14 protein-coding genes are annotated in these 10,140 nt (G+C 58.6%); 5 read left to right on the plus strand and 9 right to left on the minus strand.

The features are described 5' to 3' along the window. Window positions 1–56: 56 nt before the first annotated feature. Window positions 57–722 (minus strand): hypothetical protein, encoded by a 666-nt coding sequence (locus PKO02S_RS13830; RefSeq protein ID WP_127583714.1) that lies wholly within the window; start codon window positions 720–722, stop codon window positions 57–59. Then, window positions 719–1,312 (minus strand): hypothetical protein, encoded by a 594-nt coding sequence (locus PKO02S_RS13835; protein ID WP_127583716.1) that lies wholly within the window; start codon window positions 1,310–1,312, stop codon window positions 719–721. Before PKO02S_RS13835 ends, PKO02S_RS13830 begins: the two co-directional genes overlap by 4 nt. Window positions 1,313–1,501: 189 nt before the next feature. Between PKO02S_RS13835 and PKO02S_RS13840 the strand changes: the two genes are divergently transcribed. The 5 genes from PKO02S_RS13840 to PKO02S_RS13860 all read left to right on the plus strand — a co-directional run bounded on the left by PKO02S_RS13840 (window position 1,502) and on the right by PKO02S_RS13860 (window position 4,674). Continuing rightward, a complete protein-coding gene (locus PKO02S_RS13840; protein WP_127583718.1) occupies window positions 1,502–1,888 on the plus strand; it encodes an iron chaperone in 387 nt (128 codons plus the stop codon). 161 nt (window positions 1,889–2,049) lie between these two features. After that, complete coding sequence (locus tag PKO02S_RS13845) at window positions 2,050–2,493, plus strand: sulfurtransferase (protein WP_127583721.1); 444 nt, start codon at window positions 2,050–2,052, stop codon at window positions 2,491–2,493. Between the two features lie 87 nt (window positions 2,494–2,580). After that, window positions 2,581–2,829 (plus strand): hypothetical protein, encoded by a 249-nt coding sequence (locus PKO02S_RS34135; protein ID WP_127583723.1) that lies wholly within the window; start codon window positions 2,581–2,583, stop codon window positions 2,827–2,829. Further along, complete coding sequence (locus tag PKO02S_RS13855) at window positions 2,826–3,032, plus strand: hypothetical protein (protein ID WP_127583725.1); 207 nt, start codon at window positions 2,826–2,828, stop codon at window positions 3,030–3,032. Before PKO02S_RS34135 ends, PKO02S_RS13855 begins: the two co-directional genes overlap by 4 nt. A gap of 1,456 nt (window positions 3,033–4,488) precedes the next feature. Continuing rightward, window positions 4,489–4,674, plus strand: coding sequence for a YrzR-like zinc ribbon domain (locus tag PKO02S_RS13860; protein ID WP_127583727.1), 186 nt, complete (start codon window positions 4,489–4,491; stop codon window positions 4,672–4,674). A 2-nt stretch (window positions 4,675–4,676) separates the two neighbouring features. On the opposite strand, the gene PKO02S_RS13865 is transcribed toward PKO02S_RS13860, so the two are convergent. The 7 genes from PKO02S_RS13865 to PKO02S_RS13895 all read right to left on the minus strand — a co-directional run. Then, on the minus strand, window positions 4,677–5,318 hold the full coding sequence (locus tag PKO02S_RS13865; RefSeq protein ID WP_127583729.1) for a TetR family transcriptional regulator: 642 nt from the start codon (window positions 5,316–5,318) through the stop codon (window positions 4,677–4,679). Further along, window positions 5,319–5,825, minus strand: coding sequence for a hypothetical protein (locus PKO02S_RS13870; RefSeq protein ID WP_127583731.1), 507 nt, complete (start codon window positions 5,823–5,825; stop codon window positions 5,319–5,321). It abuts the gene before it with no gap. 317 nt (window positions 5,826–6,142) lie between these two features. Continuing rightward, window positions 6,143–6,322 (minus strand): hypothetical protein, encoded by a 180-nt coding sequence (locus PKO02S_RS13875; protein ID WP_127583733.1) that lies wholly within the window; start codon window positions 6,320–6,322, stop codon window positions 6,143–6,145. A 15-nt stretch (window positions 6,323–6,337) separates the two neighbouring features. Next, a complete protein-coding gene (locus PKO02S_RS13880) occupies window positions 6,338–7,312 on the minus strand; it encodes a FecCD family ABC transporter permease (RefSeq protein WP_127583735.1) in 975 nt (324 codons plus the stop codon). A gap of 555 nt (window positions 7,313–7,867) precedes the next feature. Beyond that, on the minus strand, window positions 7,868–8,605 hold the full coding sequence (locus PKO02S_RS13885) for an NAD-dependent epimerase/dehydratase family protein (protein WP_246067009.1): 738 nt from the start codon (window positions 8,603–8,605) through the stop codon (window positions 7,868–7,870). A 30-nt stretch (window positions 8,606–8,635) separates the two neighbouring features. Next, window positions 8,636–9,391: an exodeoxyribonuclease III gene (locus tag PKO02S_RS13890; protein ID WP_127583738.1), complete on the minus strand. Its 756-nt coding sequence runs from the start codon at window positions 9,389–9,391 to the stop codon at window positions 8,636–8,638. Between the two features lie 57 nt (window positions 9,392–9,448). Then, the coding region (locus PKO02S_RS13895; protein ID WP_164821451.1) for a winged helix DNA-binding domain-containing protein at window positions 9,449–10,140 on the minus strand (692 nt) is incomplete at its 5' end.

Below are 10,140 nucleotides of genomic sequence, written 5' to 3' on the forward strand. Positions count from 1 at the left end.
GGCTTGGAATTGGTGAAAAGCTTGCTGCAAGAGTACGTGTAGAAGGAGAAGCCCCATCACTGGCGAGTGTCGCCGGTGGCGGGGTTTTGTTTGGTTTGCCGGTAGCTGCAGGCGAGGATCGCGGTCAGGACAAGAAGGATGGCGAACCCTCGCGGGACGGCGGGGCCTTTGCCCCAGAAGGGGCCGTTGGCGGTAGGGGTGGCGATCCGGTATTCCTTGGACACGGCGTAGGCAGATAAATGGAGCTGTAGGGAATCCTTTGCTCCGTTGTTCGTCAGGTATACAAGCCCGTTCTCTACACGGGAGGCGGTGATCCAGCTGGGGGCGAATAAGGCTAAGCGCGGCGATACATCCGCCAGGAAGAACACATACTCCTCGCCGGGCTGGAATTTCATCGAGAAATCCGGGCAAGCATAGCCGGCCGGATAGTTGGGGCGTGCGTCCACCGTAGCCGGAAGGCGAATTTTCTTAGGCGTCGGACCCGCTTCCGGACCTACATAGGCGAGGACGTCGATCGTCGCTTGGCGGCCCTCTTTAGAAGTGGACACGACCTTGCCGTGCACCATGGCTTCGGCTTTATAGGCGTCCTCCAGGCTCCAAGGCGCCGGTGAACAGGCGTGGGCCGATTGGGGCGGCAGGAAGAAGGCGACGAGGATGAAAAAGGATATGGCAGCGGCGAGAACCATAGGGATATGTTTCGTTCGTGGGCTCCGGCTAGTCATTTTCTTCGAGACCGCCGCATCTGAATGCTGATCCAGCCCGCTGCCGTTATGAGGATCGCCGCCATGACGAGGGCCCCGCTGATGTAGCTGGGCTTGAACTTAGGGCCGAGGTCTCCGCCCGGTATCGGAGGCAAACCGGACCCAAGCAGCTTCAGCTCCTCGGTAGCAAGGGAGAGCGGTCGCGTCATTTCGCAGATGCCGGTCTTTAATTGCCCTTCGTGCGTATAGGCCGACACCAGATACTCCTCGCCGACTATGAAGTTGTCATAGCCGCAGCTGGCCGAGCTCATCGCCGTATAGACGGCCGTCCCCCGCTTCACGTCGCCCTTCCAGACCGAAGAGACCGTGAAGTTGACTTTGACCGGGTCGGCGGAGGACCGCATCAGCGGGCGGGTTGGGGTAGCGACAGCTGTCACTTTGCCGACGAAAATGGCGGTTTTGCGTCCAAGCTCATCCTTCACTTGTTGAGCGACGGATGCAGGTGCGACACATGAGCAAGCGGAGACCGACGCCGGATTCGCGAGGAAGCCGGCCAGAGGCAGCAAGGTTAGGCTGGTCAGCAAGAACAACAGTTTTTGGATTCGTTTCATCGAGTGTATCCCCCCTGCTAAATAGACGTTGGAAAGGTGGAATTAGTTACCCGTTCTGAAGAAATGGTTGCTAAAATTTCCCTCGAACAAGTTTGAGGCGAAACGGACTTCCGTGCTATTCTTAGTAGGACAACCAGACAGAGCTTGACGGCTTTGCCCCTTTACCCCTACCAGAGAGGAACGTGGAGCATGTCGAGAGAAAAGTTCGAAACCGTAGAACAATACATTGCGACCTTCCCGCCGGACGTGAGAGCCGTGCTGGAGAAGCTTCGCCAAACGATCAAGGAAGCGGAGCCGCTGGCGCAGGAGAAGATTAGCTACAATATCCCGGCGTTCGAGTACCATGGGATGCTCATCTATTTTTCCGCCTACAAGAAGCACTGCTCGATCTCCATCCCGCCCCCCTTCTCGGCTTTCGAGGCGTACCGCGAGGAGCTGTCCTCCTATGAGGTGTCGAAGAGTGCGGTGCAGTTCCCGTTCGACCGTCCGATTCCGTACGAGCTGATTGGCGAGATGACGAGGTTTCTGGCCAAGGAGAACAAGGAGCGGGCGGAGAAGGGGAAAAAGAAGAAGTAGCGAGTCCGAGTAGCGAGTCCGATTTAGCCAGGGCTGCCTGCGGGGCGGCTCGTTTTGCAGGCTACGGCCTGAATAGCGTTACGAAAACTATACCGGAGCGTTATTTTGGAGTGGAAGCTGCAGCTACTCAGAATCATATATCAAGGAGGGCGCAATCGCTCATGAACGAGGTGTCGAAAAAGTGGCTGCTCGCGCGAATGTACGAGCCGGATCTCGTCATCGCGGATTGCCGCTGCGAGCCCGACGAGCCCGGGGCGGGCCGCCGGGCCTACGAAATGTCGCATATCCCGGGCGCCGTCTATCTCGATCTGAGCGCCTACGACGACACGATGCTGCGACGCGACCAACCCGATGCCGCGCAGGTAGCGGAGCTGGAGCGGCTGTTCAGCCGGGCGGGCATCGGCGAGGAGTCGCGGGTGGTCGCCTACGACGACCAGCAAGGTGCATGGGCGAGCTGGCTGCAGGCGCTGCTCCGAGCGCTCGGTCATGAGACGGCTTACAGGATGGACGAGGATTACTCCGTATGGGCCGGTGCCGGGTACCCGGTCACCGCCGCCCAAAACGTAGTCGTCCCCGCCGCCTTCATCGCCCGTCTCCAGTCTTAAAACGCAACTCGCGAGTTGTACATTTGCATCCCGCTGTGATGTGCTTAGCAATAAGGAGGGGCCGGATGCAGAGCTGCATCGCCGGTATTGGACTTCTGGTTCGACCACGGTGAACAACCTCAAGATGCGACCTACGCTTACGTACTGCTTCCGGGTGCGAGCCGGGAGGCTTTGCCACAGCAACCGAGACGGGGGCATAGAGATCGAAGAGCTGACTCGAGAAGCTCACGTCGTTCGGGACCCGAAGCTCGGGTTAGTCGGAGCGTTGTTCTGAGAGGATCGCCCGACAACCGCCGGGCCTTTCCACATGCGACCGCCGCGCCGCCATCCTGTTGAAGGATTCCGCGGACCGGCTCGGGCTGGCGATCGCCGACCCGACCCAGGAACAGCAGGGCAGCATCGCCTTGGAGGTAGCCGTGCAGGCGAGCGAAGTAGCAGCTGGGGACGACCGCATCACCGTGCTGCAGCCGACGCTTCGACTCTCGGTGAACATGCAGCAGCCAAAAGGAAGCACGGTCAACGTCACTTTCCGCAAATAAACACACTTAAACCTCTGGGGGATGCCTCCGGAGGTTTTGTTTACTCCTTGATGCAGGGGGAATATTTCTTGCGATATTGGGCCGACGACGCTACCCCTGAGAACGGATGCCCTGAGAGTCGTCGCGGACCTTACTCTTTCGCCAGAGGGCCGTCAGGGTGACCTACCCGGATGGTTTCAAGCCGCTCATAATTCGGCAAATTCGGCCTTCAGACACCGATGCTGCGAGGCGGCACCATGGATGCTAAAAATGGGGCGGCTGTGCAGAGTAGCAGACGAGTATTTTCGAAGAAGCCAAGTTACTGGCCGGGCATGAGAGAGTCGTTCTGAAACCTGGGGATAGTGCCGAGAGGGACTGTACAAGCAGAAAATAGCCGCCGACCTCCAAGTAACCTTGCTCCGTAAGCACCGTAAGCACCGTAAGCACCGTAAGCACCGTAAGCTCCGATGCTCCGTAAGCTCAGTAAGCACCGTAAGCTCCGATGCTCCGTAAGCACCGTAAGCTCCGTAAGCTCTGGTGCACCGTAAGCTCAGATGCTCCGTAAGCTCCGCAGTCCGAAAAAATCGGACTACAGATCGAGTCCCCGTCGGCAAAAGCTCTGCAGTCCGAATTTGCCGAATTGGAGCGGTATTTTCGGGAGGGGGTACGTGGAAATGGCTCTGCAAGTGGGTGAATTCGGACTACGACGCTTATCACGTTTCGCTCACGCCAGGCAATCCGAAAAAGTCGGACTACAGACAACGATGCCGCGAGGCGGCACCATGGATGCGGACTAATGAGACGAATTTTCAGAGTTGGCCCAACGGAATCCTTACGCCAGAGGAGCGCCAGAGTAATCTTCCCTGCCGGTTCCTTACCGTACTGAAGCGGTGGAGAACCTTCCTTAACCTCCTACAGAACGAAGGTTGTGTGAAAGAAGAATGAGGGTGCTCGCACAGGAAGTTTAGCGGACAATAGATGCGCTATTTGTGAACAAAGTGACCTTTTCGCCAAGTTGGCGGACCCAGGAGCCCTTCCTTTGCTCAAAAGGGAAGCCCGGGGGGCAGAAAGGAAAGAATAAGGTCCGCTGTGTCCGCAATCAAGGGGGTGGGGCCTTGTTGGGACGAAATAAGGTCCGCTGTGTCCGCTCAAGATCGGACCGAATTCCGAAAGTAACGCTGAGCACGGAAGCAAGACCGAAAGAGGGCGGCTGGCTGGAGTGGAGAAGCGAAGCAGTCGCCTGAAATCTTGTGCCACCCTTCTACCTCCACCCATCCAAGGCACAGAATTTCAAGAGCGATCAGAACCCGATGCTTGCCCTCCGCACGCCCCAAACTGAATGCCACGACCAAGGACCGTCCGCGATCTTTTTTGGATGGTTTTTCTTAATTCCACGAGCATGAAATCTATCAATCTGGAGATACTACTAGTACTGATACTTGCTAGTGTAGAAGAGAAACCGAGAGGGGGACCCGATATGATTACTTGCCCGAACTGTAGAAGCAAAGACATTGGCATCATAGCGCCGGAACATTACTATTGCTGGGGATGCTATATAGAAATGAAGCAAGCCGGCGACCGGCTCGACCTGTTCCAGGTAGAAGAGGACGGCAGCTTGAGCTCGCTCAATGACCTCTTTTACGAGGATGTGCAGAGCCTGTAAGTCTACAAGCTACCTTCCTCACGCAACACGACCCGATCGAAGATCCGCAGCAGCTCCTCGCTGTACGTCTCCAGATTGACCGCATTCGTGAGCGCCGGATTCATCAAATATTCCCCGATCGCCCCACGGATCGCATAGGTCATCACATCTATATGAAACGCCCGAAACTCGCCGCTTGCCTGACCGTCCCGCAAAATATGCTGCAGCTCCAGCACAGCCGGCTCCACTTCGTCGTCGTTCAGCTTGTAATAGGGGACGTTATCCGGCGTCCGGGCGTTGAACACAATCTCGAGCAGGGCGACGTAATGCTTCGGATTCGTCCCCTGAAACGCCATGCTCGCCAGCACATAGGCATGCAGCTTCTCGCGCGCCGTAACGGCGCCTTGGGTGCGTTGCCGGACGTACTCCGAGGCTTCGCCCAGCAAGCTCATCAGCGTGTGGTCCATCAGGTCGGTTTTGTCTCTAAAATGGTACGAGATCAGCGCGGTGCTGATTCCGGCCCGTTTGGCGATCTGAGCCAGGCTGGCGCCTACATAGCCAATCTCATCTAGTGTCGTGATCGCCGCACCGATGATCTGCGCGCGCCGGGCTTCCGCGATGAACGAGGATTTCTCGTCGTTGCGGGGGGTAGAATCGCTAGCCATTTAGTTTCCTCGCTTTTCGTTCGATTCGCCTCTAAGTTTCCCGATAACGACTAATCCCACAATGATCAGCAGCGGCAGAAACGTAAGCTGCTTGGGATGAAAGTCTAACGACTCCCACAGGGTTCCGTTCAGCAGGTCGTCGAACCGACCGACCACCGAGCTGATGAGAAACCAGACAAACCTGACGGAGACGATCACAAGCCCAACCATTAGTACGATAGGGACAATGGCATACGCCAGGGTCAGCAGCTCCCACCCGATTCGCTTGCGGAACGCCAGGAACGGTGCTGCGGTGATGTTCATAAGGCCGAAGGCGGTCATGAATAGAGGTCGAATCCAATTATACCAAGCAAGGTCGCCGGTGTTCCAGTTGTCGTAGTAAAAATGCCAGACCGCCCACAAGACCGAACCGCCAGCCGTCACAGCGAGCATCGGGAGCAGGGTGAGCATCCAACCGGGAGCTTTGTCGCTCCATCGTTCCAATCGGGTTTTCGTAGTAGCGGTCATAATCGATACGCTCCTTTGTAATAGTTGATCATAACGACAATAAACTGATTAAACAATCAATATTTTTATCGAATGACCAGATTATAGCACGAAGAAGCAGCGGAATCAAGGGAAGGACGAGCTCGAAGCGGCAGAAATAGGCGTGCAGGGTCGTGCAGGGACGGTTGAAGCCGCTTATGAACCCAAGTAAACAGATACGGAAGCCAACTTCGCAATAAAACCTCCCAGCCGAGCAACTGTGAACCCAAGTACATAAGTCGGGAAGCTGGCTTCGCGAAATGTGTACTTGGGTTCATAGATGAAGGCCGAGAGGCAAATCACGCGAAATTTGGTTCACAGATCAGATACTTAGGTTCATAGCGCAGCCACAGCGACAGACCAACCACAGCACCAACAGCACCAACAGCACCAACAGCACCGAAAGCACCGAAAGCACCGAAAGCACCGAAAGCACCGAAAGCACCGAAAGCACCAACCACAGTACCGACCACAGTCACACCAGCACAACAACCTCAACGCACCGTGCGCTGCCGCTCGCGCCGCAGCAAGTACACGAAATACGGCGCGCCGATGATCGCCGTCATGATCCCCACGGGCACCTCCCGTGGGATCAGAATGACGCGCCCGAGGCAATCGCCGAGCAGCATCAGATCCGCCCCGAGCAGCGCGGCGAGGGGCAACAGCCACTGCTGGCGCCCGCCGACGAGGCGCCGGGCGATGTGAGGGGCGAGCAGCCCGACGAAGCCGATGGCGCCGACCGCGGACACCGAGACGCCGGCGAGCCCGACGGCGAGCAGGAACAGCCAGAAGCGGTCGCCCGCGAGGCTCAGGCCTAGCGAGACGCTCGACTCGTCGCCGAGCTGAAGCACGTTCAGCTTGCGATAGCTGGCCAGGGCGAGCGGCACGAGCACGGCCATCGCCGGCAGCAAGTAACCGACCTGCGGCCAGCCGCGGCTCCACAGGCTGCCCGACAGCCACAGCAGCGCCATGTTGATGTTCGTCGGGTTCGTGACGAGCAAGTACTGGATGCCGGCCTGGAACACCGCGCCGATGGCGACGCCGATCAGCGCGATCGCGGACGGGCTCAACGTCAGTCGGCGGCTCAGCGCGAGCAGCAGCAGGAACGCAGCCAGCGCACCCGCAAAAGCCGTTAACGGCAGCATATATAGAGGTGACTTCGGGAACAGGAAAATAACGCCTGCCGCGAGGAAGCCCGCTCCCTTCGTGATGCCGATCACGTCCGGACTGGCGAGCGGGTTGCGCACCAAGCTTTGCAAGATCGCGCCGCCGACGGCCAGCCCGATGCCGGCCAGCATCCCGACCACCGCCCGGGACAGCCGCAGCTCGTGCACGATGAAGTACGAGGCGCTGTCCGGGTCGAACAGGCCGGGCAGCACATCGGCCGGCGGCACGACGACGGCGCCGACGCTGACGGAGACGAGCAGCAGCGCGACCAGAACCGCGCCAGCCCCGACCAACGCTCCAATCCTCCGTCTCGTACAGGTAAATGAACAGGATGCGTTCCAGAATAAGCCGCTTGCGCACCTGCTGCACCGTTTCGTCTTCGATGGAATGAATGTCGATCTCCGTGAGCGTGCGGAACAGCTCGTCCAGCATGTATTTGATTTTCACTTCGCTCAGGGTGCGCAGGGGACCGTAAAGCGTCCAGACGGACGGCTCCGGGAAAATCCGATATGTGATCAGGATGTATTCCGCTTCTTTCGTTTTGGGGACTTGGATCTGGTAGGGACCGTACTGGGGATGGCAGGCGAAGCCCTGCGAAATGACTAGCGGCGTTTGGGTCTCGGAAGTGATCGTAACATGGCCTCGGGTCACGATGAGCAGCGTATGGCGGGGTTCCTCTGATCCGGCGGTTGAGGTGAGCGATCGGGAGGTGCGGTGCGTTTGGATTTCCTCGAAAACCGGAATGAGGGCCATCAACTGCTCGAAGCTCATGGGCGGGTACTCCTTTTTGCTGCTGAGGTGCTGGTAGGTGGCTGGTTAAGTGGCTGGATAGGTGTCAGTTAGGTGCCAGTTAGGTGCTAGTGCTGCGGGTGGCGGTCATGGGCGGCCAGCTTGCGTATATCGGCAGGGTTTAGCACTGTGCGTTCGTAATCGGTATAAAAGGCATGAATCATGGACAAACCTACTTCTCGCAGCGTGATAAAAGCGTTCGGAAACAGCCTGTTCACGATCGGGTACAGCCAGCTCATGTATTTGTAGTATTTGTGCGTGTTCCGCAGGCCAGGGGTCGGGTGGATGTAGCCGGGACGGTACATGTAGGCTCTTCGGAAAGGGAGGCGCAGCAGTGCGTTTTCCGTACGTCCTTTGACGCGGGCCCACATGCGGGAGCCTTTCTCCGTGCTGTCGGTGCCGGTGCCGGTCACATAGCAGAACACCATGTCCTCGTTAAGCCTTGTCAGTGTGTTCGCCAGATGGAGAGTGAGCGTATAGGTGACGCGCTCATAGTCCGCCTCGCTCATGCCGACCGACGAGACGCCCAGGCAAAAATAGCAGGCATTGTAGCCCTGCAGCTTGTCTTGGATCGCGGACAGGTCGTAGAAATTGTCGTGCAGGAGCTCTGTAAGCTTGGGGTGCGAATAGCCGCAAGGCTTGCGCGTCAGCACGAGCACATGCTCGACATCCGGGTGCTGCAGGCATTCGTGGAGGACCCCCTCGCCTACCATGCCGGTCGCGCCGGTGATGATCGCTCTTATGGGCTGACGGGAAGCGCCTGGCTGGTGCATAGGCACCTTTGGCATCGTTGACATCATTGGCATAAGGGAATCCTCCTCGTTCATAGAGACCGTTTACAGTTCGATTTCCAGCACGACCGGGCAATGATCGCTACCGTAAATGTGCGCGTCGATGCTTGCCTCAATAATCTGGGGCTCCAGGCGGGCGGACAGGAGAAAATAGTCGATTCGCCATCCCACGTTGCGCTCCCGGATCTTGGGCATAAGCGACCACCAGCTGTAGGCGTCGATGCGGTCCGGGTACTTGTGACGGAACGAGTCGAGGAAACCGGAGCCTAGCAGGATCGTCATTTTGTCCCGCTCCTCGTCGGTGAAGCCGGAGTTGCCTCGGTTCGACCTGGCGTTTTTGATGTCGATCTCTTGGTGCGCGACGTTCAGATCGCCGCAGACGATGACCGGTTTCTTCGCGTCCAGCTCTTGCAGGTAAGTGCGGAAGCGATCCTCCCATTCCATGCGGTATTCCAGCCGGGACAAATCACGTTTGGCGTTCGGCGTGTAGACGTTGACGAGGTAAAAGCTGTCGAACTCCAGCGTCAGCACGCGGCCTTCCGGCTCGCTGTCCTCCTCGATGCCGTAGCGGACCGAGAGCGGCTCCTGCTTGGAGAAGACGGCGGTGCCGGAGTAGCCTTTTTTGACGGCGTAGTTCCAGTAGGAGTGGTAAGGCTTGTACGGCTCCAAGTCGATCTGGCCTTCTTGCAGCTTCGTTTCTTGCAGGCAGATCAAGTCGGCGTCCACCTCGCGAAAATAGTCGTTGAAGCCTTTGTTGACGCAGGCACGCAGGCCGTTGACGTTCCAGGATACGAGTTTCATTGGCAGCATTTCCCCTTGTTAAGCGTTCTACTTCCCATGGCTCTAGTGTAGCAGGTACTAGTCGAGAAATCGAATGGCATGGCTGTCTGCTTCGGCAGCGGCAAAGACCAGGAGCTGCCGGCCTTCGGCGGTAAGCGCGGCGCGGTCCGCCTCGGTAAGCGGTTCGAAGGCTTCCAGTACGAGTGTGGCGGTGTTGCCGTCGGTGGATGTTTCCATTCTCCACAAGCCGCGGACAAAGCCGTCGACCAGAAACGAGGCGCGGATAATGCCGTTGATGGTGAAGACGCGCTTCTTGTAAGGCTCCGGCATGATGCGGGAGCGGTCGTCGTGCGACAGCAGGATGTTGTCGAACTCGCCGAGGAAGCGGACCGGCGCAGGGGTCTCGGCTGACGGGCGCGGCGCGTCCGGCAGGTCGAACAGCTCGACGCCTTGCTCGTCGAGGCAGGTGTAGAGCTGCGGCCGCAGCCGCTCGAACGCCTCGCGTAGCCGCGTCAGGCCGGACCAGGCCTGCATGTCCTTGGGCGAGGCGGGGCCGAACGCGGCCAAGTAGCGGCGCACGAGGGCGTCGAGGGCGCCGGCGCTGTTCGCCGCGTCGTGCGCCGCGGTGTTGCTGGCTCTGGCCAGGCCGCAGTCCTCTGCGGTGTTGCCGCCGTCGCCAGGCGCGTCCGCGCCGACGTTTGCCGCGGTGCTGCTGGGGCTGGCCAGGCCGCAGTCCTCCGCGGTGTTGCCGCCGTCGCCAGGCGCGTCCG

Source organism: Paenibacillus koleovorans NBRC 103111 (genome assembly GCF_004000845.1).
Taxonomy (GTDB): Bacteria; Bacillota; Bacilli; order Paenibacillales; family NBRC-103111; genus Paenibacillus_AA; species Paenibacillus_AA koleovorans.